The 25,983-nt window shown below is 34.0% G+C and carries 23 protein-coding genes, 6 tRNA genes and 2 rRNA genes; 25 read left to right on the forward strand and 6 right to left on the reverse strand.

Annotated elements, in window-relative coordinates; genetic code table 11:
- The 9 genes from BHX94_RS06215 to rocF all read left to right on the forward strand — a co-directional run.
- Positions 1–112 (forward strand): 23S ribosomal RNA (locus BHX94_RS06215); the annotation flags it as partial.
- Positions 113–205: 93 nt separating this feature from the next.
- Positions 206–320 (forward strand): 5S ribosomal RNA (rrf, locus tag BHX94_RS06220).
- A gap of 14 nt (positions 321–334) precedes the next feature.
- Positions 335–409, forward strand: a tRNA-Asn gene (locus BHX94_RS06225).
- A 4-nt stretch (positions 410–413) separates the two neighbouring features.
- Positions 414–488: transfer RNA gene (locus BHX94_RS06230), tRNA-Glu, on the forward strand.
- Positions 489–491: 3 nt separating this feature from the next.
- A tRNA-Val gene (locus BHX94_RS06235) sits at positions 492–567 on the forward strand.
- 28 nt (positions 568–595) lie between these two features.
- Positions 596–679: transfer RNA gene (locus BHX94_RS06240), tRNA-Tyr, on the forward strand.
- Between the two features lie 6 nt (positions 680–685).
- A tRNA-Gln gene (locus tag BHX94_RS06245) sits at positions 686–760 on the forward strand.
- A 7-nt stretch (positions 761–767) separates the two neighbouring features.
- Positions 768–840, forward strand: a tRNA-Lys gene (locus BHX94_RS06250).
- Between the two features lie 202 nt (positions 841–1,042).
- On the forward strand, positions 1,043–1,945 hold the full coding sequence (rocF, locus tag BHX94_RS06255) for an arginase (RefSeq protein WP_111745361.1): 903 nt from the start codon (positions 1,043–1,045) through the stop codon (positions 1,943–1,945).
- A gap of 27 nt (positions 1,946–1,972) precedes the next feature.
- Here the strand turns inward: rocF and BHX94_RS06260 are convergent, their stop codons facing one another.
- Positions 1,973–2,416 carry an ArsR/SmtB family transcription factor gene (locus BHX94_RS06260; protein WP_111745362.1) on the reverse strand — a complete coding sequence of 148 codons (444 nt, stop codon included), beginning with the start codon at positions 2,414–2,416 and terminating at the stop codon, positions 1,973–1,975.
- A 354-nt stretch (positions 2,417–2,770) separates the two neighbouring features.
- Between BHX94_RS06260 and BHX94_RS06265 the strand changes: the two genes are divergently transcribed.
- The 6 genes from BHX94_RS06265 (at position 2,771) to BHX94_RS06290 (ending at position 10,221) form a co-directional block, all read left to right on the forward strand.
- A complete protein-coding gene (locus tag BHX94_RS06265; protein WP_111745363.1) occupies positions 2,771–4,072 on the forward strand; it encodes a tetratricopeptide repeat protein in 1,302 nt (433 codons plus the stop codon).
- Between the two features lie 31 nt (positions 4,073–4,103).
- On the forward strand, positions 4,104–4,913 hold the full coding sequence (cdaA, locus tag BHX94_RS06270; protein WP_096077325.1) for a diadenylate cyclase CdaA: 810 nt from the start codon (positions 4,104–4,106) through the stop codon (positions 4,911–4,913).
- Entirely contained in the window at positions 4,913–5,848 is a 936-nt protein-coding gene (locus tag BHX94_RS06275; protein WP_111745364.1) for a CdaR family protein, read from the forward strand. The genes cdaA and BHX94_RS06275 overlap by 1 nt, the downstream gene beginning before the upstream one ends.
- Before the next feature lie 26 nt (positions 5,849–5,874).
- Positions 5,875–7,221, forward strand: a complete 1,347-nt coding sequence (glmM, locus tag BHX94_RS06280) for a phosphoglucosamine mutase (RefSeq protein ID WP_111745365.1) — start codon at positions 5,875–5,877, stop codon at positions 7,219–7,221.
- 526 nt (positions 7,222–7,747) lie between these two features.
- On the forward strand, positions 7,748–9,550 hold the full coding sequence (gene glmS / locus BHX94_RS06285) for a glutamine--fructose-6-phosphate transaminase (isomerizing) (protein WP_111745366.1): 1,803 nt from the start codon (positions 7,748–7,750) through the stop codon (positions 9,548–9,550).
- 125 nt (positions 9,551–9,675) lie between these two features.
- Entirely contained in the window at positions 9,676–10,221 is a 546-nt protein-coding gene (locus tag BHX94_RS06290; RefSeq protein WP_111745367.1) for a hypothetical protein, read from the forward strand.
- 96 nt (positions 10,222–10,317) lie between these two features.
- Here the strand turns inward: BHX94_RS06290 and BHX94_RS06295 are convergent, their stop codons facing one another.
- A complete protein-coding gene (locus BHX94_RS06295) occupies positions 10,318–10,701 on the reverse strand; it encodes a hypothetical protein (protein WP_111745368.1) in 384 nt (127 codons plus the stop codon).
- Between the two features lie 123 nt (positions 10,702–10,824).
- On the opposite strand from BHX94_RS06295, the gene BHX94_RS06300 reads away from it, so the two are divergent.
- The gene (locus BHX94_RS06300) at positions 10,825–11,931 is read left to right on the forward strand and encodes a glycerate kinase (RefSeq protein WP_170120780.1); all 1,107 of its coding nucleotides are present in this window, start codon (positions 10,825–10,827) and stop codon (positions 11,929–11,931) included.
- Positions 11,932–11,954: 23 nt separating this feature from the next.
- On the opposite strand, the gene BHX94_RS06305 is transcribed toward BHX94_RS06300, so the two are convergent.
- Positions 11,955–12,857 (reverse strand): CPBP family intramembrane glutamic endopeptidase, encoded by a 903-nt coding sequence (locus BHX94_RS06305; protein ID WP_111745370.1) that lies wholly within the window; start codon positions 12,855–12,857, stop codon positions 11,955–11,957.
- Between the two features lie 110 nt (positions 12,858–12,967).
- On the opposite strand from BHX94_RS06305, the gene BHX94_RS06310 reads away from it, so the two are divergent.
- From BHX94_RS06310 to BHX94_RS06320, 3 genes are all read left to right on the forward strand, one after another.
- Positions 12,968–13,564 (forward strand): hypothetical protein, encoded by a 597-nt coding sequence (locus tag BHX94_RS06310; RefSeq protein ID WP_111745371.1) that lies wholly within the window; start codon positions 12,968–12,970, stop codon positions 13,562–13,564.
- A gap of 130 nt (positions 13,565–13,694) precedes the next feature.
- The gene (locus BHX94_RS06315) at positions 13,695–15,848 is read left to right on the forward strand and encodes a Z1 domain-containing protein (protein ID WP_111745372.1); all 2,154 of its coding nucleotides are present in this window, start codon (positions 13,695–13,697) and stop codon (positions 15,846–15,848) included.
- 80 nt (positions 15,849–15,928) lie between these two features.
- Entirely contained in the window at positions 15,929–16,144 is a 216-nt protein-coding gene (locus BHX94_RS06320) for a hypothetical protein (protein ID WP_099483900.1), read from the forward strand.
- A gap of 43 nt (positions 16,145–16,187) precedes the next feature.
- Here the strand turns inward: BHX94_RS06320 and BHX94_RS06325 are convergent, their stop codons facing one another.
- Positions 16,188–18,599 carry an MMPL family transporter gene (locus BHX94_RS06325; RefSeq protein WP_099483899.1) on the reverse strand — a complete coding sequence of 804 codons (2,412 nt, stop codon included), beginning with the start codon at positions 18,597–18,599 and terminating at the stop codon, positions 16,188–16,190.
- Between the two features lie 142 nt (positions 18,600–18,741).
- On the opposite strand from BHX94_RS06325, the gene BHX94_RS06330 reads away from it, so the two are divergent.
- Together BHX94_RS06330 and BHX94_RS06335 are read left to right on the forward strand one after the other, a co-directional pair.
- Positions 18,742–19,296, forward strand: a complete 555-nt coding sequence (locus BHX94_RS06330; RefSeq protein ID WP_111745373.1) for a TetR/AcrR family transcriptional regulator — start codon at positions 18,742–18,744, stop codon at positions 19,294–19,296.
- Positions 19,297–19,563: 267 nt separating this feature from the next.
- The gene (locus BHX94_RS06335) at positions 19,564–20,616 is read left to right on the forward strand and encodes a hypothetical protein (protein WP_111745374.1); all 1,053 of its coding nucleotides are present in this window, start codon (positions 19,564–19,566) and stop codon (positions 20,614–20,616) included.
- A gap of 16 nt (positions 20,617–20,632) precedes the next feature.
- Here BHX94_RS06335 and BHX94_RS06340 read toward each other — a convergent pair whose 3' ends face one another.
- Positions 20,633–21,025 (reverse strand): hypothetical protein, encoded by a 393-nt coding sequence (locus BHX94_RS06340; protein ID WP_111745375.1) that lies wholly within the window; start codon positions 21,023–21,025, stop codon positions 20,633–20,635.
- Between the two features lie 134 nt (positions 21,026–21,159).
- Here BHX94_RS06340 and BHX94_RS06345 point away from each other — a divergent pair, with 134 nt between their 5' ends.
- The 4 genes from BHX94_RS06345 (at position 21,160) to BHX94_RS06360 (ending at position 23,975) form a co-directional block, all read left to right on the forward strand.
- Complete coding sequence (locus BHX94_RS06345; RefSeq protein WP_111745376.1) at positions 21,160–21,795, forward strand: endonuclease III domain-containing protein; 636 nt, start codon at positions 21,160–21,162, stop codon at positions 21,793–21,795.
- 23 nt (positions 21,796–21,818) lie between these two features.
- Complete coding sequence (locus BHX94_RS06350; RefSeq protein ID WP_111745377.1) at positions 21,819–22,325, forward strand: DUF6933 domain-containing protein; 507 nt, start codon at positions 21,819–21,821, stop codon at positions 22,323–22,325.
- A 29-nt stretch (positions 22,326–22,354) separates the two neighbouring features.
- Complete coding sequence (locus BHX94_RS06355) at positions 22,355–22,843, forward strand: hypothetical protein (RefSeq protein WP_111745378.1); 489 nt, start codon at positions 22,355–22,357, stop codon at positions 22,841–22,843.
- A 64-nt stretch (positions 22,844–22,907) separates the two neighbouring features.
- A complete protein-coding gene (locus tag BHX94_RS06360) occupies positions 22,908–23,975 on the forward strand; it encodes a ubiquitin family protein (protein ID WP_111745379.1) in 1,068 nt (355 codons plus the stop codon).
- A 191-nt stretch (positions 23,976–24,166) separates the two neighbouring features.
- On the opposite strand, the gene BHX94_RS06365 is transcribed toward BHX94_RS06360, so the two are convergent.
- Entirely contained in the window at positions 24,167–25,840 is a 1,674-nt protein-coding gene (locus BHX94_RS06365) for a DUF262 domain-containing protein (RefSeq protein ID WP_111745380.1), read from the reverse strand.
- Positions 25,841–25,983 lie beyond the last annotated feature (143 nt).

Here is a 25,983-nt window from a genome sequence, read left to right on the forward strand (position 1 = left end):
TTCCCAACTTCGGTTATAAGATCCCTCAAAGATGATGAGGTTAATAGGTTCGAGGTGGAAGTACAGTAATGTATGGAGCTGACGAATACTAATCGATCGAAGACTTAATCAATTTTATAGATTTTTTGCACGGTGATGTTTGGTACATCATATTTCTTCTTAAGTTTATCTAGTTTTGAAGGTACAATACCTTTAATATACTTTGTCTGGTGACGATGGCAGAGAGGTCACACCTGTTCCCATACCGAACACAGAAGTTAAGCTCTCTAGCGCCGATGGTAGTTGGTCTTACGATCCGCGAGAGTAGGACGTTGCCGGGCAATTTTTATATTTATCCACAGTAGCTCAGTGGTAGAGCTATCGGCTGTTAACCGATCGGTCGTAGGTTCGAGTCCTACCTGTGGAGCCATTTAGGCCCCTTGGTCAAGCGGTTAAGACACCGCCCTTTCACGGCGGTAACACGGGTTCGAATCCCGTAGGGGTCACCATTTGGAGGATTAGCTCAGCTGGGAGAGCATCTGCCTTACAAGCAGAGGGTCGGCGGTTCGAGCCCGTCATCCTCCACCATTTTTGGAAACAATCAGCATACATATACGGAGGGGTAGCGAAGTGGCTAAACGCGGCGGACTGTAAATCCGCTCCTTCGGGTTCGGCAGTTCGAATCTGCCCCCCTCCACCATCTTATTGGGCTATAGCCAAGCGGTAAGGCAACGGACTTTGACTCCGTCACTCGTTGGTTCGAATCCAGCTAGCCCAGCCATTTTTTAGAGCCATTAGCTCAGTTGGTAGAGCATTTGACTTTTAATCAAAGGGTCAGAGGTTCGAATCCTCTATGGCTCATCATTAAGCATCCTGATTAGGATGCTTTTTTTGTGGTCTTTTTTCTCATAAATTCATTATTATCAGTGTATAGCTTATCAATATTATACATAAATATCCATTTTATTCATTTATGCATAAAAATATTGTATATTCACTTTATGTTGTATAAAATTAAAGTAGTCAGATTATTTAAAAATTTATGGGATAAGGGGAATACATAATGAATAAGACAATCGAGATTATTGGAGCGCCAAGTGCTTTTGGTCAACGTAAACTAGGGGTGAATATGGGACCAGATGCTATGCGCTATGCTGGATTAATTGAACGGTTAGAAAATATAGGTCATACAGTTATTGACCAGGGTAATGTGGAATCACCAGCAATTGATATGAAAAAATATAAAGCAGAACAAGGTGGTCTTCGTAATTTAGAAGAGGTTACAATATTCTGTGAATCACTTTGTGATAAAGTTGATGGGGTAGTACAAAAAGGTAATTATCCTGTTGTCATTGGTGGAGACCATTCAATTGCAATGGGTACTATCAGCGGTATTGCTAAGCATTATGAAAATTTAGGTGTAATCTGGTATGATGCGCATGGTGATTTAAATATCGATGAAACTTCACCTTCTGGTAACATTCATGGCATGCCACTAAGAGCTTTAATCGGAGATGGTCATGAAGATTTAGTTAATATCGGTGGATACAAAAATAAAGTGAAAATAGAAAATATCGTATTAATCGGTATGCGTGATCTTGATGAAGGCGAGAAAGCATACATTAAAGAAGTAGGTATTCAAACATATACGATGGCTGATATCGATCGTTTAGGTATTGGTACAGTGATTGCGGAAACATTAGCTTATTTAGATAAATGTGATGGCATCCATTTATCATTAGATGTTGATGCTTTAGATCCTGTAGAAACACCAGGAACAGGAACAACAGTGCCAGGTGGTATTACATATCGTGAAAGTCACTTTGCATTAGAGTTATTAAATGATAGTGAAAAAATTACTTCATTTGAAATCGTAGAAGTGAATCCTTTAATCGATATTTATAACAAGACAGCAGAGCAAGCTGTTGGTTTAGTAGGGTCTTTCTTTGGTGAAAAATTATTATAAATAAGTAAAAAAAATATTCCCTGCCAATTAATTTTGGGCAGGGAATATTTTTATTTGGTAATTTGAGTCAGCATTTTTAGATGAAGCTTTTTTCACATACTTTTTAAGGTCTTTTTTAAATTCAGGAAATTCTTTTTCGTTGATTTGAAGCTTAAATGATAGATTATCTTTCTTGCTATCTTCTTCTGCATATTTCAGTAAATCTAGCTTTGGAACAAGTTGTTTTGCAACAGGTGCATAAAATTTCTGAATAATACTATGCTTTTGTTCTGTTTTCACTAATTCTATAATGCCTTGTTTTTCAAGTTCTGCTAAGTGGTAATGAATTTTTGCACGTGGAATTTCTAATTCATCTGCGAGCTGCTGTCCAGTTTTCGCTTCAACTGCAAGTAATTCTAATAATTTAATACGAAAAGGGTCACTTACGCACTTTAACTGAGCAAGGTTTTCGATAACTAAAATATCTAACATTACGCTTCTCCTTAGTATTATTACTTATTTTATTTGGATAATTATATTATCGTTGTTAACATCAATTATGTCAACGAATTACACTAATTGTTTAATTTTAGCATTATACTAAATATCATTATTTTTCATGGATTTTTAGTTTTTGTTAAAAGATAAATAGACATGTTGGAAATATTAATGATATTTATAATTTCTTGATATTTTTGTGATGCCAGTAAAAAGTGTTGTATATTTATATTATTGTTATCAAGTGGTTGTAATACTAACTTTTACTTTGATTTTATCATTTAACAATGTCTTAAAATATCTATCTATATAATAAGTTACGTATGGAATGTTAACTTTATTTCGTTTATGATGATATTATATGAAAAAGAGGTGAATCTCGTGGTTGGTCAAAGAATAAAAGAATTACGTAATCAGGCAAATTTAACACAACAGGAATTAGCTGATGGTATTATTTCAAGAACATATTTAAGTTTAATAGAAAAGAATTCGGTACATCCTTCTACCAATGTCCTAAAGAAATTGAGTGTGCGTTTAAATTGTACATTGGAGGATTTTACAAATACATCTGAAGATCGTAATTTAAGTTTATTAGAGATTAAAAAAGAGATTAAATGGGCTGAGAATCATGTTTTGATGAATGATTTCAAAAACCTTGGAGCGTTTATCAATAAGAATTACGAAACGCTTGAGAGCATTACAGAAGCTGAACGTGGAGCTATCAGCTGGGTAACAGCCAGTTATTATTTTCACCAAAAAGACTATGATAATGCCCGTAAGTATGTAGAGAAGGCGATAGCTATCGTTAAGAAGATGCGTGAAGTTACTATTTATTTACGTTCATTAGAGCTATTAGGCAGGATTGAATATGAAGTTGGCAATGTTATGGAGGCAATTAATCAATTAACTAAAGCAAATAATATTACAATCGTTGAGAATGTGGTAAATATTACGCGTGTCTCTATCCTTTACCATTTAGGTAAGTATTATTCACGTGTCGGTGAATTTTACGTTGCAATTAAACTGTGTGAAGAAGCAATCGATCTAAATATGAAGCTTAATACGTATCATATGGCGTTAAATATCGAGAATACATTAGGCCGTTCTTACCATGCAACGAAAGATTTTGAACAGGCTGAATATCATTATCGCAGAGCAATTAGTTATGCTGAACTGCGCCCAGTCTCATTTGATCTAATAGGTAGTTTGAGTAATCTCGCGATGCTCTTAATGGAGCTGAATCGTACAGATGAAGCATATGAAATCATTTTAAAATGTAATAAAATGCTTGATAACTATCGATTTGATCATCCTTATGCAGTTAATATTCGCCTGCACTTAGCTGAGGTGATGATTTGCAAAGGTAATTATGAAGATGCAAGAGCGATAATCGCAGAAAATATTAAAAATGATGATACTGGATATGGTGAAGAGTTGATGGGTGACCTCGAATATCAACTGGAGAACTATCAAGGTGCATTAACTTACTACAAAATTGCGTTAAATGGTAATGAGCATGTGTACTATTTTGGTAGAATTTCGAAAAAGATTGCAGAAATTTATGTGAAACTTGGAGATTTAGAACAATCCAATGAATATTATAAAAAATGCATCAATCTATACGAAGATTCCCTGCCATACATGGTATAATTATTTTTAGCATGAATATGGAGGAGATACAATGCAGCTCTTTAGTGTACTTGATAATTTAAGTACTGTTAAGATCATTACGGGCATCTTAGACTTGCTGATTGTATGGTATGTTATTTATTTGCTAATCAATGCAATTAAAGGCACGAAAGCCATCCAATTATTAAAAGGTATCTTCTTTATTCTGATTGGTAGAACACTGAGTAATCAGCTGGATTTAACAACAACGACGAAAATGTTTGATATGGTTATGGAATGGGGTTTCTTAGCCATCATTGTTATCTTTCAACCAGAATTAAGAAGAGCTTTAGAACAGCTCGGACGAGGTAGTTTATTTAAACGCAATGCAGCAAATTTAAAGGTTAACCAGGCAAAGCTTACAGATGCCATGGTAAAATCAGTACAGTACATGGCGAAACGTCGTATTGGTGCGTTAATCGTCTTTGAAAAAGAAACGGGTTTACAGGATTATATAGAAACAGGTATACCAATCAATGCAGATATATCATCTGAATTATTAATTAATATATTTATTCCTAATACGCCTTTACATGATGGTGCGATGATTGTACAGGGTGATAAGATTGCTGTTGCAGCAAGTTATCTTCCTTTATCAGATAGTGCTAAGATTCAAAAGAGTTTAGGAACACGTCACCGTGCCGCAGTAGGTATTTCTGAAGTATCAGATGCTTTTACTGTAGTTGTTTCTGAAGAGACAGGCGACATTTCAGTGACATATAACGGCAGATTACGAAAAGATGTATCATTAGAAGTGTTTGAGGCCTTGCTTACGGAACATTGGTTTAGTACACATGTCACGAAGAAAGGTGTTGAAGAATAATGCTTGAGAATAAATGGGGACTGAGATTTATTGCATTTGTGCTTGCTTTGTTTTTATTTTTATCAGTCAACGATGTCTTCGCACTTTTTGGTGATAATCAATTCAATCAGAAGGATCAGACGGTCATTGAAGATGTTCCGGTTAAAATTGTGTATGATGATAAAAACTTATATTTAACCGGTGCGCCGAAGACAGTAAATGTTCGAGTGAGCGGTCCACAGTCTATCGTAAAGAAGACGGAGAGTATGATGGACTTTACGGTGACGCTCGACTTGTCCAGTTCTAAAGTTGGAGAATATAAAAAGAAGTTTAAAGTAAAAGGAATTTCTGATAAATTAAATTATGAAGTAATTCCGAAATTTGCAAATATCACTTTATCTGAAAAGATTAAAGATACAAGACAAGTAGAAGCAGAAGTGAGCAATTCTCGTATTGCGACGGGTTATGAATTAACAGGTAAAGAAGTTGATCCATCACAAGTTACCATTACTGGTGGAGAAGATGAGATTAATAAGATTGCATATGTGAAAGCAACATTGCAGGATAATACGAAACTATCTAAGACAACAAGTGAAGAAGCAGAAGTTAATGTATTTGATTCTAATCTTAATAAACTTGATGTATCCGTAAAACCTGCTAAAGTAAAAGTTAACATCAAGATTGCACCGACTTCAAAGACGGTAGCGATTAGTGTAAAGAAATCAGGAAAGTTACCTTCAAATCTAAAACTAAACAGTCTGGAACTATCTGAATCTGAAGTAGAACTATTTGGAAAGCGTTCGGTGTTAGATGGTATCGGTAGTTTAGCGATAGAAGTTGATTTATCGAAAGTAACAAAAGATACAGTCGTTAAGGAAAATATTCCTTTACCGAAAGACGTATCAAGTGCCAATCCAAAGCAAGTAGAAATTATGATAGATGTATCTAAAAAATAACGATATGAATAAAAGGAGTTTAAAAAATGGGTAAATATTTTGGGACAGACGGTGTAAGAGGTGTAGCTAATAGTGAGTTAACACCAGAATTAGCTTTTGAATTAGGCCGATATGGTGGTTATGTATTAGCACACGGCGGAACGGCTAAACCAACAGTAGTTGTAGGTCGTGACACACGTGTTTCTGGTATTATGTTAGAGTCAGCACTTGTAGCAGGATTATTATCTACAGGTGCAGAAGTAATGCGCTTAGGTGTTATTTCTACCCCAGGTGTTGCTTATTTAACAAGAGAATTAAATGCACAAGCCGGCGTTATGATTTCTGCAAGTCATAATCCAGTACAAGATAATGGCATTAAATTCTTCGGTTCAGATGGTTATAAATTAAGTGATGCACAAGAAGCGAAAATCGAAGCATTATTAGATGCGAAAGAAGACACTTTACCACGTCCAACAGGCGTTGACTTGGGCCATACTTCAGATTACTTTGAAGGTGGACAAAAGTATTTAAGCTTTATTAAATCAACGATCGATGGTGATTTAGAAGGATTAAAGATCGCATTAGATGGTGCACATGGTTCAACATATTCATTAGCGCCTTATTTATTCGGTGACTTAGAAGCTGATACAGTAACAATCGGCTGTAATCCAGATGGCAACAACATCAATGACGGTGTAGGTTCAACGCATCCTGAAGGATTAGCAGAATTAGTAGTGGACTCTGGTAGTGACTTTGGTTTAGCATTTGATGGTGATGGAGACCGTATTATCGCAGTAGACGAAAAAGGACAAATTGTTGATGGCGACCAAATTATGTTTATTTTAGCGCAAAGTATGCATAATGAAGGCACTTTAAAAGACAACATGGTTGTTTCAACTGTAATGAGTAACTTAGGATTCTATAAAGCATTAGATGCATTTGATATTAAATCAAATAAAACTAAAGTAGGAGACCGTTACGTTGTTGAAGAGATGAGAAACGGTAAGTACAACTTAGGTGGAGAGCAGTCAGGACATATTGTAATGATGGATTACAATACAACTGGTGACGGATTATTAACAGGTGTTCATTTAGCGAGCATCATTAAGAAATCTGGTAAGACACTAAGTGAGTTAGCAGGACAAATGAAGAAATATCCACAACGTTTAGTGAACATCCGCGTTTCAGATAAACATGCTGTTGAAGAGCACTCAGCAGTCGCTGAATCAATTGTAAAAGTTGAAGTGGAAATGAACGGTGAAGGACGCGTATTAGTACGTCCATCTGGAACTGAACCATTAGTACGTGTAATGGTTGAAGCGAAAACTGATGAAGATGCTGAACGTTTTGTAAACAGTATCGCTGATGTTGTACGTGAACATATGGGGATTTAATAATATTATATAAGAGGACCAAATCTTCTGATTTGGTCTTTTTTATGGTTCTTAAATCTAAAAGATAATTATTTAATCTTTGTGAACTATAATAATTTCGAAATAATCTTCCAAATAATGACATTAAAAAAATAATTTAACTCATATTTATAGTGTAATAATATAAAATCTGAAGCTTGTATTGTTTTGATATATAAGACAAGTTGTATTAATAGTTCTATTTCCGAAAGATATAATCTTCTGATACTTGTCTAATTTATATAAAATATAGTACAATTACAGAAGTTTGATTGAAAGTGAGGGTAGATAAAAACTGAATATACAGCGCCAGAACAGGAAACTGTTGACGAGGAAGATGGTTATCGAAAATTCGGCGGATGCCATCACGGATAGTAGCTATTCGATAGTTGATGTAACAAACCACTTGGGCAACTGAGTGAACAAAAGACATCAGCATAGCACAAATAAACAATCTATTTAAATTAACTTATTTTAAATGCGCCAATGCGCTCAGGAGGAACTTATTATGTGTGGTATCGTAGGTTATATTGGAACACAAGATGCAAAAGAAATTTTATTAAAAGGTTTAGAAAAATTAGAATACCGTGGTTACGATTCAGCGGGTATCGCTGTTCGTAATGGTGAAGATGTACGTGTTTATAAAGAAAAAGGTCGTATTGCTGAATTACGTAAAGCAGTAGATTCAACGTTTGAATCAACGACTGGGATTGGTCATACACGTTGGGCAACTCACGGTGTACCAAATCGTGAAAACTCTCACCCGCATCAATCTGAAAGTGGTCGTTTCACTTTAGTACATAACGGTGTAATTGAGAACTATGAACAATTAAAGAAAGAATATTTAACTGGTGTAACTTTCAAATCAGAAACTGATACTGAAATCATCGTTCAATTAATTGAATGCTTCTCTAAGCAAGGTTTAGAAACTGAGAAAGCCTTCGTTGAAGTAATCAAATTATTACATGGTTCATATGCATTAGGTTTATTAGATAGTAAAAACCCAGATGTTATTTATGTAGCGAAAAACAAATCTCCATTATTAGTAGGTTTAGGAGATGGATTCAACGTTATCGCTTCTGACGCGATGGCGATGTTACAAGTTACAGACACTTACGTTGAATTAACTGATGGTGAAATCGTTCTTGTAGAACAAGAAAAAGTTACAATTAAAGATCAAGACGGTAAAGAAATTAACCGTAAACCATACAAAGCTGAAATCGATGCAAGTGATATCGAAAAAGGTACGTATGCGCACTATATGTTAAAAGAAATTTACGAACAACCTGGTGTTATGCGTAAAATCATTCAAAAATACCAAGATGATAAAGGTAACTTAATCATCGATAAAGATATCATTAAAGCTGTACGTAAGTCAGACCGTGTCTATATCGTAGCTTGTGGTACTTCATACAATGCTGGTTTAGTTGGTAAAGAATACTTAGAGAAATGGGCAAACGTACCTACAGAAGTACACGTTGCATCTGAGTTCGTATACAATATGCCATTACTTTCTAAGCAACCATTATTTATCTTTATTTCACAATCAGGTGAAACTGCAGATAGCCGTGCAGTATTAGTAGAAGCTAAAAAATTAGGACATACAGCATTAACAATTACTAACGTACCTGGATCAACTTTATCACGTGAAGCTGACCATACATTAATCTTACATGCTGGACCTGAAATCGCTGTAGCATCAACTAAAGCTTACACAGCTCAAATTGCTGTACTTGCGATTCTTTCACAAGTTGTTGCAAAAGAATCAGGTATTGAAACAGGAATCGATTTATTACCTGAACTTGCAAAAGTTACTGCTGCAATGACTGCAGTTATCGACGATGCAGATAAAATGGAACAAATCGCTACTGATTTCTTATCAACTACTCGTAATGCGTTCTTTATTGGACGTACAATGGACTACTATGTAGGTGTTGAAGGTGCGTTAAAATTAAAAGAAATCTCTTACATTCAGGCTGAAGGATTTGCTGGTGGAGAATTAAAACACGGAACAATTGCTTTAATTGAAGAAGGTACGCCAGTAATCGCATTAGCGACTCAAGAAGCGGTGAACTTATCAGTCCGTGGTAACGTGAAAGAAGTTGTTGCGCGTGGAGCTCATCCATGTATCATTACAATGGACGGGTTAGAACAAGATGGTGATACTTATGTGATTCCTCACGTTCATGAAATGTTAGCACCATTAGTATCTGTAGTTACAACTCAATTTATCGCTTACTATGCAGCTTTACACAGAGGTGCAGACGTAGATAAACCACGTAACTTAGCAAAATCTGTTACAGTAGAATAATATCAATATATTAAGTGTCTAAACATCATTGTTTAGGCACTTTTTTGTATCAAAAATCACTATATTTTTAAACACTTATCTATATGCTTTTGTTATATAATGGAACTGATGAGAGGATGATGAAAATGAAAAAACTAATGACTTGTTGTATAGCTATGTTGTTACTGTTCACTTTAACAGTTGATGCAAATGCGGCATTAAAGAAACCTTCTGTTCCTAACTTAAAGAACAAGACGGTTGTTCAGGCGATGAAAAAAGGGAATTATAAATTAAACGGTATTAAAATCGGTAACACGTACGGCTATGTGAAGCAAAAATGGGTGAAACCTTCTTTTAAAGTGACATCACTTTATCAACGTTATGATTTTGAATATCATTATTTTACAGAACGTGGTGATAATACGATTCTTTACTTTACAGGTAAACGTGGTGATAAACCGGAGCAATATCGTCTGCGTTCAATAAGTTTTGCAGGTATTCCGCAATACTTTACAGTAAGTGATATGAATAAATATTGGGGAGAAGGCGATCTTTATTATCCTCAGGCAGGTACGATTAATTACATTCAGGGTAATACATTATTATCATTTGATGTTAATGGGAGTATTGCTTATGTTGCACAATTACATCCTGAAGATATTAAAGAGATACTAAGAAAATTTGCATTTTAAAATAAAAATTAAATATAGTAAATAACCACCAATAATAAGGTATTATTGGTGGTTATTTACATGATTAAAGTTGATTAGTTGTTTTTCATTAGACATTTATCGCTTGTTTTTTCCGTTTAATTGATTTATTCGTGTTCGTATTTCAAAAAATACCGATAAAATAAGCATGAATTGAACAATCTTCGTTAAAATACCTAAGTCATAAATAAATATACCGATTAACACAATTAACCCGAATATAAATAGCAGAACTGCTGCTATAAGCTGTTGTTTAACCATAGCAGTCGTCACAACTTTACCAGACTGCGTAAGCATTGCATTGTATAAATTAAATAGCATAAACAAACCAATTGACATTAAATAGAGCGCGTTGACGACTCTCTTCGAATCATTATGTGTAATCCCATCATATAAATTAAAAATTTGTGCCATAAAAAATAATAATGCAAAAAATCCAATTAAAATATTACCGAACTTCATCATGTACTCCTTTTAAATGTATAAAATAATATAATATACAATTATCATACCATAAATGCGTTTTATCCAATCAATTTGAAGTTAGATTGATGTATTATGGATGATAAAAAGGAGGGATTTACGATGAAAATTTTAATTGCACCTGATTCCTACAAAGAATGTTTAAGTGCAATGCGTGTGGCAGAATGCATAGCTAAGGGATTACAAGCATCAATACCTGATGCTGAAGTGATTCTTCGTCCGATGGCAGATGGTGGGGAAGGAACGGTTGATGCATTAATCTATGGATTGAATGGTAAGAAAGAAGAGATACATACTGTTGATATGTATAGCAGACCGTTGACGACATATTATGGCAAGCTTGATGACACAACTGCAGTGATTGAAGTGGCTAATATTATCGGAATGGAAGTAACGCGAGCGCGTAATCCTTATCTTGCTTCAAGCTTTGGTGTTGGTGATGTCATACGTCAGTTAATTGAACGTGGATATAAGAAAGTATTTATCGGTTTAGGCGGTAGTTTAACGAATGATGGCGGTGCAGGTTTATTAGAGGCACTTGGATTACAATTTCTTGATAATAAAGGACGAATCCTTACTATTAATGGTGGAAACTTATCTGAAATTAGATTGATAAAAGGCCACCTGATACCTGCGCTAAAAGAAATTGAACTTCATTTAATTTGTGATGTGACAAACCCTTTAACCGGTGAGCATGGTGCAACATATACTTATGGTAAACAAAAGGGAATTGAAGAAGAAGAGATGAAAGCTTTTGATGAAAGTATTGCCTCATTTGCTGTTAAATTAGAACAGCATTTAAATGTACACTGTCATCATATAGAAGGTGCCGGTGCAGCTGGTGGTATAGGATATGGATTATTATGTGTTGGTGCTGTGATGCATAATGGTGCTGAATATATTGCAGATATTGTATTGAACGATCTTGATTTAAAGACATTCGATTATATCTTCACTGGTGAAGGGAAAAGTGACTTCCAGACACAGTACGGAAAGCTACCGGTTTGTGTTGCAAATAGAGGGAATGATGTGGGCGTGCAATCAATACTTGTGGCAGGGGGCTTAGGTACAAATTACGAAGCACTTTATGATCACTTCTTAAGTATCCACGCAATTACTGATGGACCGATGTCACTCGATGATGCGATGGATAATGCTGAAAGATTAATCAGTAACACGTGCAGGAATATAGGAAGATTATTGAAATAATTTTTTAAAACAAAAAGAGCCAGCTAGGCTCTTTTTTGTGTACCGTATTTTTCAAGACTTAATTTAAGTAATAAAGTGATCACGAGAATTGAGATGACAGTGACAACAAGCCCACCTTCTAACCCGAAATGCCCACCATTAATAATAGACTGATCCATATTTGATTCAGTATTTAAGATGGTTGCTGGTAAAGCCTGCCCACTTACTTCATTACCTAAAAATACGCCAAGTGTAATATTCCAGAAGCTATGCGCAGCGCCTGTCAGCCAAATATTATCTGACCAGTAGAATAATAGTGAGAATACGATACCTGCCAGGAATAAATTAACAAAGCTAAGGATACTCGTATTCGGATTTAAGAAATGCAGAAATGAGAAGAATGCTGAATTGATGATTATACCAGCAGGCACACCGATTTGATAGCTGATTTTGTTCATCAAGAAACCTCTGGCAATCACTTCTTCAGTTAAACCTTGTATCATAAATAATCCAATCACCCATGTTAAAGTAAACCAAGGAATACTAGGGTTAACCGTGCTGTGCATTGCACCGAATAGTAGATTGATGAGGTAGACGATAATGATGATTGCCATCCCTAGAAGCAATCCAAATCCATATTTGGAAAATACTTTTTCTTGAAAGAAACCTAATGCCTGTACAGGATGACGATAGGCAAATTTATTGATGATAAGACATGCAACGAGTAAGAAAGGAAAGATTAACAAACTGATGAGCGTACTCAACGGTTCTTCTTGTAATTCAGTAAGTGTTGCCGTTGGATTGAAAGCGAGAATAATTGGTACTAATATTAATCCAGCAATGATTTGAACGATAAAGAAAATCGCAAATGCAATAAGTAGTGTCGCATACCATGGAATATTGCTCGGAGATTTTTTAGATAGCGATATACTTTGATTGAAATTCATAAAGCCGCCTCCATATAATTTTACCACTAGTATAGCATAGAAAATTTACCGTATATTGCGAATTTGTAGTATCATAGAATTTAGGTGGAATATAGAACGGAGATGAACACATGAACGTAAAAAAGATGAGTATTTTATTATCGGCAGCAATTATACTTGTAGCATGTGGTAAAGAAGATACTGCACCGAAAGAAAAAGTGAAAACTGAGCAAAAAGAAAGTGCTGCAGATATCGCCAGAAAGAAAATTAAAGCGAGTCGTGAAAAACATAAATCAAATAAAAATGATTCAAATACGAGTGAAATAGAAACAACTGAACCTGCAGCTACGACAGAAGAATTAAATACAACTGAAGCGGTAACGACAGAAGAATTAAATACAACTGAAGCGGTAACGACAGAAGAATTAAATACAACTGAACCTGCAATGACAGAAGCTGTTGTCAAAGAGAATGTTAATAATATAACGAATATAAATACATTAAGCCAAATTATATATAGTAATGATTATACATATGATGAGAAAATGGCAGCATATCAAAGTGGTGTAGCCAACGGTCTGATTCCGCAAGGCACAAACACTTCATCACCAGCCGCTGCATTTGAAAGTGCGTTACAAGTAGAACGTACAGAAGCACAATCTACGACAGAAGCTCCGGCAGCTTCACCGACAGTAGATCCGAATACAGGATTACCAGTGCAGCCTTAGTGGAGTTTGTGATGAATGGGAAGTGTTGCTGAAGCGGCTGTAATCGGAAAATACAGCCGCATGCGCCATAAAAATAGAGAAACTGGCTTCTGAGCTGGTTTCTTTTTATTGTTAATTTTAGGAGAAGATTATGGATTTAAAACACGGTGTGTTTATTAATACACTTCAACATAAAAACAATTATTCAATAGATGAATTAAAAGTAATGCATGATACTATAAATAACTTAATAGAAATATCTACAACAGAAAATAAGCCCGGTATGCTACTTGGTCGTATACAGTCTGGGAAGACACGTAGCTTTATGGGTTCGATGGCTTTAGGGTTTGATAATGGCTTTGAAGTAGTGATCATCTTAACAAAGAACTCTAACGCACTTGCACGACAAACGTATGAACGGCTGCACAAAGAATATGAAGCACTGATTGATCAGGACTATATTTCAGCATATGACATTATGAGCCTTCCTGAAGATTTACGTAAGTTTGAACTAAATAAGAAAATTGTCATTGTCGTTAAGAAAGAAAAGAAGAATGTGGAACGATTAACGAAAGCTTTATTTGAAATGTATCCGGTACTCTCAAAGCGTCAGATGATGATTATCGATGATGAAGCAGATTATGCGTCAGTTGTTTATGATAAAGATAAGGATAAGAACTTAACGGAACTCAAGGTCATTGCATCCCAACTCGATCAAATTAAAAGAGAAATTCCTACAGCAGCCTACTTACAAGTAACTGCGACACCGTATTCACTATATTTACAGCCGGACAGTGAAGTGTTATCTGCACGTGGTTATCAACCGAAACGACCAGCTTTCACAGTGCTTGTGCCGACGTATCAGTCGTATGTTGGTGGGAAGTTCTATTTCGAACAGTCTAAGCTTGAAGGTCCTGCAAGTCACGTCTATCAACCGGTAAGTGAAACCGAACTGGAGCTGTTACGTAAAGAAGATAACCGACGTGTAAAAGATGCATATGTACTTACTACTAAACAATTAAATGGGTTGCGCAATGCACTGATTAACTTTGTTGTCGGAGGCAAGATTCGTAACCTTCAACAAATAGCTCAACAGGAACGTCCTAAAAAGTATGCTTTTATTATGCATACCATTACGACAAAACGCGCGCATATGTGGCAATATCAGGTTGTGATGAAGATAGAACAGAAGCTCACACAACTGATCGAAGAAAACGAAGCTGCATTTAAATCAATTATTATGAAAGCATATGAAGGGTTTAAATTATCTTCAGAATCAAATTATTTTCCAGATGCAAGAGACGTTTATGAAGCGGTAAAATCAGCGTTTCTTGATGAAGAGTTGTTGATTACTATCGTTAATTCAGAACAAGATGTGAATCAATTGCTGGATAAACGGGGAGAACTGAAACTTCGAGCACCACTTAATTTCTTTATTGGGGGTCAAATTCTTGATCGTGGTATTACGATTGGCAACTTAATCGGTTTCTATTACGGACGAGATCCGAAGAAGTTTCAGCAAGATACGGTACTGCAGCATTCACGTATGTACGGGGCACGACCGAAAGAAGATTTGTCTGTGACGAGATTTTATACTACAAATAGAATCTATGACGTAATGGAACGAATGCATACGTTTGATGAAGATTTAAGGAAAGCATTTGAAACTGGGCGTAATGGGGGAGAAGTTATCTTTATGATGCATGATACAAAGAAAGACATTGTACCATGTAACCCTAATAAGCTTCTGTTGTCGAAAGTCATTACGATTAAAGGAAAGAAACGTTTCTTACCAGTTGGATTTCAGACGAAAAGTCGCAGCGAGATGATGCGTCGCACAAAGAAGCTGGATACAATGATTCAGGAATTATGTAAGTTTGCTATCGATCAAAATAACAAAGATGCACGTCATATACTCGTTCCTGTTCAGAAAGTAATTCCGATACTTAAAGAAATAACAGAATGTCTCATCATGGAAGAAGGCTATGAGTGGAACGTTGAAACTTATAGCGCTATACTCAATTATTTATCAAGGCTACCAGGAAACAATACGGGATATGTCTGGATTGTTACACGTGAAAACCGAAATATATCACGCTTCCGTCAAGACGGTAAAAGATTTGCTGATCGACCAGATAACGGACAAGATGAACTTAAACAAAGTTATCAGCTTGGTACGACACATCCAACTGTAATGCTGCTCAGACAAAACGGAAATGAGAATGAAGGATGGCGCGGTGGACCTTTCTACTGGCCGGTCATTGTCGCACCAACACAGATGAATACGATTGTATTTGAAGGATAATAATATATTAAAGGATAAACAATAATTATGTATTTTTAATATTAACTAAATAAAATAATACTTTTATTTTTTCTACCTTTATGGTCGATTATGATTTTGCGAAACAATCATTAACTGATATTGAAAAAGTAGTCGGTAAACCAGATCGTTCTGAAAAGGGCAGCTATGTTGAAGAAGAGAACGGTGTGAAGGGTAAAAGAATTCCTACAGTAATGAATGAATATGGTCACTTAGTATTAAACGCTGAAAAGATTAATGGTAAGTGGGATGTTGTAGATATTCAGTATGTGAGATAACGAATAAGGACCACATGAAAATTGATTCATGTGGTCCTTATTTTTAATTATTCATATATTTTTCAATCAGAGTATTTAAATCTTTTATATTATTACTCTGTTGTTTTAATAAAGCTAATAATTCAGATTGACTCAATTTATCGACTTCTATTTCTTTAGTAGTCGCTTTATTTGTGTGGACGGTTGCTTCGAGTTGCGTTTCATTTATTGAATGTTTATTTGTGTCTTTAATATCTGCTGTCATTGCTTTTTGAGATGGTGTATAAATTGTAGACACATTGCTTGTAGTTTGCTGCATTTCAACTTCGTCATGCATTAAATTATGTCCTTCTATATCTACAACAGGAAGGATACGATCTAACCATTTTGGTAGATACCATGATGCTTTACCAAATAATAAAGTTAGCGCTGGAACTATCATCAATCTCACGATAAAAGCATCAAACAGCACACCGAATGCTAAAGCAATTCCCATCGACTTAATCATGACATCATCCTGGAATACGAAACTGATGAAGACGCTGAACATAATTAGTGCAGCAGCAACAATTACTGGGCCACTTTCTTTTATTCCTACTTTTAACGAATGTAAATTATTTTTAGTTTTCGAATATTCTTCGTGTACACGCGACATTAAGAATACTTCATAATCCATAGCTAATCCGAATAATAATCCAATCGTGATAACTGGTAAGAAAGCTAGTAATGGCCCATTTGCATCTATACCAAATAATTCACTCATGACACCTTGCTGCATTACTAATGTAGTAAAACCAAGTGTAGCTAAAAGTGATAATAAAAATCCGGTAACTGCAATTAATGGGATTAATAATGATCTAAACACAATCATAAGTAATACGAAAGCTAAACATATAATAACACCTGCAAATAAAGGGATTGCATCATTTAGTTTCTTAGACATATCAATGTTAATGACAGTCAGGCCAGATATTTCTGTTTGATAATCAAATTTGTCTTTTGCATCTTTATTATAATCACGTAAATCTTTTGCAAGCTCATTCGTTGATTTTGCATTCGGTCCTTTTTCAGGTACAATAGTAATCAATGCGTAGTTATTATCTTTCGTCATCTGTGGTGGAGATACAACATCCACATGATCCATATTATTAATATCATTTATAACTTGCTTAACATTACTTTGAAGTGCTTTAGGATCGTCTTTATCAGCAGTAGTTTTTATTAACATTGGAATAACCCCGTTATAACCTTCACCGAATTCATCTGAAATGATCTGATAAGCTTTTCTTTGTGTACTATCTTCAGACTTCATTCCATCATCAGGTATACCTAGACGCATATCATTTACAGGAATAATTAATCCACCTAGAAAAACTAAGCCTAAGAGTGCTGCAATCCATGGTTTGCCTAAAACAAATTTTGACCAGAAATTATCATAATTTTTCTCTTTAGTAACAATTGCTTTTGGTTCTATTTGCTTATGAAATACACTGATTAGCGTTGGTACTAAAGTTAAAGAAGTTAATACTGCAAATAAAACACTTAATGCAGAAGCAAGCCCCATTACTGATAAAAACTTAATACCTACAAGCGATAGACCACATACAGCGATCATGACTGTAATACCTGCGAAGACGACAGCACCGCCAGCAGTTCCTAATGCAAGTCCGATAGCTTTGACATGATCTCTTTCATGTTTCTTGATTTCACGATAGCGATATAAAATAAATAATGCATAATCGATACCAAGAGCGAGACCAATCATTACAGCTAGCGTCATAGTGATATTGGGAATTTCAAAGATATGCGTGAGTAAACCGATAATCCCAACACTTGAAATTAAACCGATGAGAGCACTAATAATTGGCATACCTGCAGCGATTAGAGAAGCGAAAGTAATCATTAATATAATAAATGCAACACTAATGCCAATGACTTCACTCGTTACACCCAATTCATCTATTGCATTCATCCCACTACCTGTTAATTCAATCTGTAAGGTAGTATCTTCTTTTAATTCCTTTACTTCGTCTTTAACTTTATCGATAGACTTCTTATTTAAATTAATTGGTTCAGTATCAAAGGTGACATCTGCATATGTGGCAGATTGATCTTTGTTAATAAGTTTCATTTCATAAGGATTAGAAACTTTATCGACATGTTTATCATTTTTTTTAATATCTTCCAACATCTTTGTAACCGCAGTTACATTATTTTTGTTTGTAATTTCACCATCTTCATTTGATTTTAAGACAATACGTATCGTTGCTTTACTACCATCTATACCGTACTTATCTTCAATCTTTTCATTCGTATCAAGTGATTTGATACCATCCATCTTAATCTCGTTAGAGAAAGTTGGCGGATCTATAGCGATAGGTGTAAGAATAGATGCGATGATGAGCACCCAGATAAATACACCTGCTAATTTATGCGTTGCCATAAAACGCCCTAGTTTGTTTAAGAAATTTGCCACAATTTGACCTCCTATTTAATCTACAATATAGTTTAAATATATTGTGTTGTTTGTGTGAATTATAATACTAAGGATTACGATATAGGAAAAGAGATAAAAAATTTGTACTGTATAGATAATCTACAGAATAGGAGAATTGTATATGAATGAGAATGATTTGAGAGTGAGAAGAACGAAAAAAATGTTGATTGATGCGTTAGGTAATCTTTTAGAAAAACATACCTATACCTCAATATCAGTCAATATGATATGTGATACAGCTATGGTACATCGAACAACATTCTATAAACACTTTTATGATAAATACGATTTGCTAAGCCAGTGGGTGCATCAAATAGCTGGAGAATATGAGAAAATTCCTTTTGAGCGAAGAGTGAAATCACCCTTTCAATCCCTAAGTTTAGTGTTCTTGAAGAAATTTGAAGAAATCGATCGAAAGCAGGAAGAGGACCAACAATTTAGAGAGATAGTTATTAATGATTTCGTAAAGCTGTTTAAAGAAGACTTAGAAAAGAACATCGATAAAATTGAATACGAACAATCTATACCTGAAAGTCTTGTATTCTTTATGTTCAGTTCCAGTATACTATCAATTATTGTATGGGTGAAGCACGAATCAATTGATTTACAACCTGAAGAATTGGACGCATTGTTTTTAAAGATTAACCAAATTAAATTAAAAGATTTAAAGTCATAAAAGAGAACCTATAATAAATATATTAACTTACCACAATTATAGGGCTGATTAATTGTGTTGCTAAACCATACTAATATATTAACGCTTAAAGCAAAGTATGGTTGATAGAAGAGATAAAACAGAAAAACATGATGAATTCAATATATCATTCAAATCTAAGAAAAGTGTCAAACAGTAGTATTTGAAGGATAAATATTAATAAATTTATCTTGTAAATGATATACAATTAATATACATTTAAGTAAATAAATTTATGAGGAAACCACCATGAAGAAACTAATAGCAGGGGTATTGATTGCATCATCATTAATATACGCACCACAAGTAGATGCGAAATCTAAATCACTTTGTAGCATACCAGGTAAGACGTACGACGCGATATCTATCCATAATGACAAAGATTTAAAAGCAATCAATGCTGGGAAGTACACATTTAAAGGTGTTAAAATTGGTAACACGATGAAATATGTAAAATCGAAGTTAGGTAAACCAGAATCATTCATAGTCACGAAAGATAAAACAGGAATTACCGGTTACTTAATGTACGGAGATTATACGTTAACATTCTATAGTCCGAAACGATTTGTAAGTGATGATACGTTAAGGTTAAGTGCGATATCTATTTTACTTGAAGAAGAAAAGCGTATACTGAAGCGAGACATTGAGTCAGTCGTTGGACCAGCTAAACAATCGAACGTTGAAATAGAAGGTGAAAAGATTGATATATTCAATTATTTAGGTGTACAATACTCACCAATTTCTAAAGGAAAGATAGCAATAATGGCGCATATGATGAAACCTTCATTATATCAATCAGATTCAGTTGTAAGTAAAGATAACTTAGTAGGAAATAAACTTAAAAATTTGAAACCAAAGAAACTTACGGTAGCAGAACTTAAAGTATTAAATAATGGTAAGTTTAATTACAAAGGATTAAAGTTTGGTGCATCACCTGCTACAATTAAGAAAGCAGCTGGCAATTCTAATTCAGATGAGTATACGAATGAAGAAGATACACATACTTTAACGCAGAGTTATGGTTATAAAGACTGGATTGAACTAGATTATACGGCAGATAAATGCGACGGAAAGTATATCTCGGATTACTTAACATTCGATTATAGTAAGCTGAAAGTTACAGAGAAAGAAATGCGTGCAGCATTAGGTAAACCGTCAGACAGCTATAAAGATAGTTATGAAGATGATGAAAAGCCAGGAAAAATGATTTATATGAAGACACTGGAATATAAGCACCTTGACGTTAACTTAGAGAAAGTTGGTAAGACGTATTACGTAGATTACATCGATGTGTTTAGATAATAAGAAGCACCGTGAATTATTTTTCACGGTGTTTTCTTTTGTCCGTCATAGTTAGCATGTATAGAGTAAATGTTATAAATAAAATACTAATAATAAGAAACGCAATATAAAGTATACGACCAAATGTAGACGTTGCAATCATAATGCCAACCATACTTAAAATACCGACAAATAAATAACTGAACATCATTAAACAATCGCTAATCAGTATAACCTTGCGCGTAGATCCGTTGTAGAATAGTTCTACTAAATCTTTAACAATAATAGCAAATAAATTCAGTGCAATGAGGATGTAGATGAGATAATCCTCAAGCGGCGCATCAGCAGTATAATGTTTAAAAATATTCACTGATAGAAACGTAATAACAAAAATATTAATATAAAATAGCAGTTTACTATTCTTAGTCATTAATAAAGTCCTTTCTATTTTAAACCTTTATATTTCATTATAGATTTTAAATACAGTATACAGCAAACAAGGATTGGAGAATAGGTAAAGGGGAATAAAGAAAGATAATATTTGAAGGCATTGGAGTGAGCGGAATGAAACTAACCATTCAGGAGTTATATGATAAACTGTATGATAATCTCGGACCACAAGGCTGGTGGCCAGCTGATAATCCATTTGAGATTATTGTTGGTGCGATTCTTGTGCAGAATACAAATTGGCGCAATGTAGAGCGTTCTTTACATAACTTGCGAGAGAAGACGAAGTTTGATCCAGATAAAATATTGGCATTAAATATGGAAACGTTACAATCTTGTATTCAACCAAGTGGATTCTATAAGAATAAATCAAAAGCAGTGCATAGTATCTTTCAGTGGCTAAAAGAACATGACTATGACTTTAAAGCGATTGATGCAATGTATGTGGAAAGACTGCGCAGTGAACTACTTGCCTTACCAGGTATCGGACCGGAAACCGCTGACGTGTTACTCGTCTATGTGTTTGACAAGGTCGTGTTTATTCCGGATACGTATACACGTCGATTATTTAAATTATTAGGTCACGCTGGAAGTGATAGTTATAAAGCATTGCAGGAAGCTGTAAAATTGCCAGCAGACTTTACACCAGAACATGCGCAGGAATTTCACGGCTTGCTTGATGAATTTGGAAAACTTTATTTATCACCTAAAGGCTTGAAGAGTGAGACGTTTCTGGATGAGTATTTTTGTTAAATTAATATACGGAGGAAAATATTATGATAATCAACCCAACAGTAAAGGCGATGCCGTTATTTAGCGCAATACCAAAGGTTAAAGACATTGAAGCATCAAAAGCATACTGCAATGAAAACCCAATTTATTCATGGCACGCAAATTATTATACGGTGAATCGTAAGAAGATATTGTTTCTTGTAAATGATTTAACATTACTTACAATTGTAATTCAGGATGTGAATGCTGAAAGCAAGAAATATCTGGATCATTTAATTCGTGATAGCATCTTTAAAATACTTATGAGTTGTGGCATAGCGCCAGACAAAATAGAACGATATATGGATAATGCGAATGAAATACTTATAGGTAAAGGACATAAGAGAAATATAACGAGTATTGTCACTCAGAATATAATGATGGCTGAAACATTTGAATACCACGACTTATTATGGGCAGAACTTATGGACTTTTGTAATAACATGATATTTAGTACAACGAATTATGTGAAACCGATTGATAAGACGATAGAAGTGTTTGAGGAGTTATAGAAAAAAATAAATTTAAAGAGGTGTTTCCCGTGATAACGATGCCGGATATTTTAGACAAAAAGATAATTAAACGATTAAAGAAAGGGAAATTTCATTATAAAGGTGCGAAGCTTACGATGACGTATAAACAGATCAAGGACAGATTAGGTGATGCACTGAATGATAAGCCAAGCTCTGATTACCCCGGAAATAAAATGTATACAGCAAAAGATTATCCTGAAGAAATTACCTTCGGGTTTGCCGGAAAACCTAAATGGAAGAAGAATCAATTAAAGTTAATCACGATTGATTATAATCATTTAGAGCGATTTTATGATTTGAAAGCGAAAGATATTAGAAAAGTCTGGGGAAATCCTGATAAGAAAAAGAAAAATTCTTTCGATTGGGATGATGAAGGTATATTCGATACGTACACATATCGTTATGGACATACATGGTTATGGTTTGATAAAGAAAAGAATCTTTTTGCGATGACATACTTAAATAGAAAGCTACAGAAGAAGTGGGGGGAGATATAAGATATTTGTATTTATTTACAAAAATAATGCTATAATTGTAAATAAATACAAGGAGGTTGTTGGGATGAAGAAAGCGTTATTATCAGCACTATTGTTAGCAGGTCTTGTGGGTCAGGTCAATATCGCAGATGCACAGGGAGAAGTTAAGCCATGTTACACAGCGAGTAAAGTACAGGTTAAAGCACCAAATATGTTAGACAGTAAGACGATTAATGCAATAAAGTCAGGTCAATACAGCTTTGGTAGTATTAAATTAGATATGACTTATTCAGCAGTGAAGAAAGCTTTAGGTAAACCAAAGATGGAAATGATACAGCAGGACCAATTTGGGAAGATGGTTACTTTAAAATACAATCATTTGACACTTTCTTTATTCTCTAACGACCGCTATGCGAAGCCAGATACAATAAAAGTGATCGGCATCACTTATGATTTCCCGAAATATAATAGATTTGATATAAAACTATTACAATCAAAGTATGGCAAACCTGAAGATATTACAACGGGTGCAAATGATAAGGATGTTAATTACAATAACTACAACTTAAAATATAAAAAGTCCGGTAAATCATGGTTACTCAGTTCTATGGATCTAATGACAAAGCATGAGCCTGTGATTGACGAAACAACTATGGCTAAGAATCATAAAAAGACAAAAATAGCCCATACTGGCGAGTACACAATTACCAATTCAGATATTAAGAATATGGCTAAAGGAACGTTTGCATTAAAAGGTGCAAAGTTGAATATGACAGCCACTGCTGCAACGAAAGCAATAGGACAGGCACTTGAAGATCGAACGATTATGACGCCAAATGGAACAGATGTATTTCAGGAATATGCGTTCGGCTCAGTGCATGTAAGATATCAATCTAAAGATTGTGCCTCATCACCAGTGCTTAAACAAATGATATTTGATTATGATAAACGTGGTCTAACATTTAGTAAGATTGAAAGCTTAGTTGGAAAAGCAGATCAAACTGTGGATGGTAAAGTGGATACTACGTACGTTGGCAATAAAGAAATTAAAGTGAAAACAAGAACAAACACTTACGGCCATTTAATTGCAAAAGGTGAGTATTATAAAGGTGCGTGGCGTGTGACGGAAGTGCAGTATAAATATATAAAATAGTATAAATCGAATTTATCCTTCCTATTTTAAGGAAGGATATTTTTTTGAAAAAATAGAAATTACCGCTGTAATGTATTTATAGTTATTTATGAAAAGTTATATATTTGTAATAGAAAACAAACCATTGAATTAGATTACTTTTTTATTGTGGAAATTTGCTTTTTTGATAAATATAAATGATAAATTGAAGATTATTTTGACCAAATCTCTAAAGCAATTTTCGCTAAATTTTCTTGCCTTTTTTTGATATCATTAATTGACCAAGTTTGATGATTTATCAAATCATTAGTTATTTTTATTTGTGAGTTTGCGTATATCTCCTTTTTATATTCAAATGTTTTATTAGTGGCATTTCTATTATATTCATCACCCAGTAAAGTTAAATTACCTAACTTTTGTAAATTTTCTTCGTACTCGTCATTAGATATTTTCCAACCTTTAGATAGTTTCTTAGGCATGATGTGTTCAATATGAACTTTACTATTATCATTGATAATTCTAGTTTCACTATTATAATAATTATTTATTGCTCTCAGAATATATCTAATAACTGCAGCCTTCTTCACTGAGAACTGACTGAATGCGTAATAGAATTCATCATCTGAAATTGTTTCTTTTTTAATTTCAGATATTATTTCATTCACATTTTTATGTCGATCCTTAAATTCGTCCTTATTTATTTCAAAGGCAATTTTTGAGAATGACATTTCATATTTATTCGCTACTTTTCCAGCTACAACAAAGTTTCTCACAACAAGACATTCGATTGAATTAAGGACTTTTAGTATATCTATTTCATCATAATCAGAAGCTACAAGAGATAGAATTATTGGGAAATAAGATTTTGTTCCAAGCACACTCATTTCTTGTATTTTTTCATTCAACAGATTATTTGAAAAATAGATATTTTCTTTTGGATTGTTTAATGTAACATAAACTTCTGATAAAATAGCTAATTCGTCAACGATACGTTTTGCATCTTCTGGTGTAGTAACTTTCCTTCTTAAAGATTTATATAAATCTTTCTCTCTTATGAATTTATATTGTGAATTCCAATAATGTCTAATGAATTTAGTTGGTTCGATTTTTCCAATCATATCTATCATAGAATTCCACTGTTCTTGTATCTCGTTGATTTTATTTCCAGCAATCCTAAATACATGATTTTTTAATAAATCTGAGGTTTCTAAATCTTTTCCTCTTGCATTAAGTGTTTCAAATATAATAAAAGCTTCATTTATATCATCTGTTTCAACATACATAACTAACATTTCTCTTATTAAAGATTCATAGAGTTTTTTTATAGAAATAAATTTTTTGTTAGTATCACAGATATCATTTACATGTTTGTTAATTCTCTTTTTAAAATAATCACTAGCATCTATAATACGCTGTTCAGATTTCGAAAGTTTTTTTGGATTTACAATTCTTTTCTCACTTGATTGAATATAATGTCTAAAGATCTCGAAATCACTCTTACCTAAATGAAGACGTAACTCATTTGTATTATTAGAATATCTTCCTATATATTTTGAAGTGATGTCATCAACGGCATATTGCGCATCTTGATTTTTAAATTCTTTGAAAGCTGCTCTAAACGCATCTAATAGAATAATGATAGTTGATGTTCTCTGCTGTCCATCGATAATATATTTTCTTTTATCCTCTTTATTTGAATGTATTACAATTTGCCCAAGAAAATGTGAATCTAATTCGGAGTCATCATGCATTTGGATTAAGTCCTCCCATAAATCATCCAGTTGACTTTCTTCCCATGAATATCCCCTTTGATATTCATGAATATAAAATATATCTTCTTGTAAAAATGATTCCACTTTTCTAAATGTAGCATTCTTAATACCCATAGTTATTATACTCCTTTGTTATGTATATAACAAAATTACCATAGTAAGTAATTATGATCAATTTAATAATACATTGTGTAATGATAAATAGTTATTAATAAAAAAGTATAAATATATATAATTATATTGATCTTTTCCAATTT

Source organism: Macrococcoides bohemicum (assembly GCF_003259675.1).
In the GTDB taxonomy this organism is placed as follows: Bacteria; Bacillota; Bacilli; order Staphylococcales; family Staphylococcaceae; genus Macrococcoides; species Macrococcoides bohemicum.

What these genes read in the sequence shown, in the direction of transcription:
- rocF (WP_111745361.1), top strand. Translation starts at nt 1,043, where the DNA reads ATGAATAAGACAATCGAGATTATTGGAGCGCCAAGTGCTTTTGGTCAA.
- BHX94_RS06260 (WP_111745362.1), bottom strand. Translation starts at nt 2,416, where the DNA reads ATGTTAGATATTTTAGTTATCGAAAACCTTGCTCAGTTAAAGTGCGTA.
- BHX94_RS06265 (WP_111745363.1), top strand. Translation starts at nt 2,771, where the DNA reads ATGATGATATTATATGAAAAAGAGGTGAATCTCGTGGTTGGTCAAAGA.
- cdaA (WP_096077325.1), top strand. Translation starts at nt 4,104, where the DNA reads ATGCAGCTCTTTAGTGTACTTGATAATTTAAGTACTGTTAAGATCATT.
- BHX94_RS06275 (WP_111745364.1), top strand. Translation starts at nt 4,913, where the DNA reads ATGCTTGAGAATAAATGGGGACTGAGATTTATTGCATTTGTGCTTGCT.
- glmM (WP_111745365.1), top strand. Translation starts at nt 5,875, where the DNA reads ATGGGTAAATATTTTGGGACAGACGGTGTAAGAGGTGTAGCTAATAGT.
- glmS (WP_111745366.1), top strand. Translation starts at nt 7,748, where the DNA reads ATGTGTGGTATCGTAGGTTATATTGGAACACAAGATGCAAAAGAAATT.
- BHX94_RS06290 (WP_111745367.1), top strand. Translation starts at nt 9,676, where the DNA reads ATGAAAAAACTAATGACTTGTTGTATAGCTATGTTGTTACTGTTCACT.
- BHX94_RS06295 (WP_111745368.1), bottom strand. Translation starts at nt 10,701, where the DNA reads ATGAAGTTCGGTAATATTTTAATTGGATTTTTTGCATTATTATTTTTT.
- BHX94_RS06300 (WP_170120780.1), top strand. Translation starts at nt 10,825, where the DNA reads ATGAAAATTTTAATTGCACCTGATTCCTACAAAGAATGTTTAAGTGCA.
- BHX94_RS06305 (WP_111745370.1), bottom strand. Translation starts at nt 12,857, where the DNA reads ATGAATTTCAATCAAAGTATATCGCTATCTAAAAAATCTCCGAGCAAT.
- BHX94_RS06310 (WP_111745371.1), top strand. Translation starts at nt 12,968, where the DNA reads ATGAACGTAAAAAAGATGAGTATTTTATTATCGGCAGCAATTATACTT.
- BHX94_RS06315 (WP_111745372.1), top strand. Translation starts at nt 13,695, where the DNA reads ATGGATTTAAAACACGGTGTGTTTATTAATACACTTCAACATAAAAAC.
- BHX94_RS06320 (WP_099483900.1), top strand. Translation starts at nt 15,929, where the DNA reads ATGGTCGATTATGATTTTGCGAAACAATCATTAACTGATATTGAAAAA.
- BHX94_RS06330 (WP_111745373.1), top strand. Translation starts at nt 18,742, where the DNA reads ATGAATGAGAATGATTTGAGAGTGAGAAGAACGAAAAAAATGTTGATT.
- BHX94_RS06335 (WP_111745374.1), top strand. Translation starts at nt 19,564, where the DNA reads ATGAAGAAACTAATAGCAGGGGTATTGATTGCATCATCATTAATATAC.
- BHX94_RS06340 (WP_111745375.1), bottom strand. Translation starts at nt 21,025, where the DNA reads ATGACTAAGAATAGTAAACTGCTATTTTATATTAATATTTTTGTTATT.
- BHX94_RS06345 (WP_111745376.1), top strand. Translation starts at nt 21,160, where the DNA reads ATGAAACTAACCATTCAGGAGTTATATGATAAACTGTATGATAATCTC.
- BHX94_RS06350 (WP_111745377.1), top strand. Translation starts at nt 21,819, where the DNA reads ATGATAATCAACCCAACAGTAAAGGCGATGCCGTTATTTAGCGCAATA.
- BHX94_RS06360 (WP_111745379.1), top strand. Translation starts at nt 22,908, where the DNA reads ATGAAGAAAGCGTTATTATCAGCACTATTGTTAGCAGGTCTTGTGGGT.
- BHX94_RS06365 (WP_111745380.1), bottom strand. Translation starts at nt 25,840, where the DNA reads ATGGGTATTAAGAATGCTACATTTAGAAAAGTGGAATCATTTTTACAA.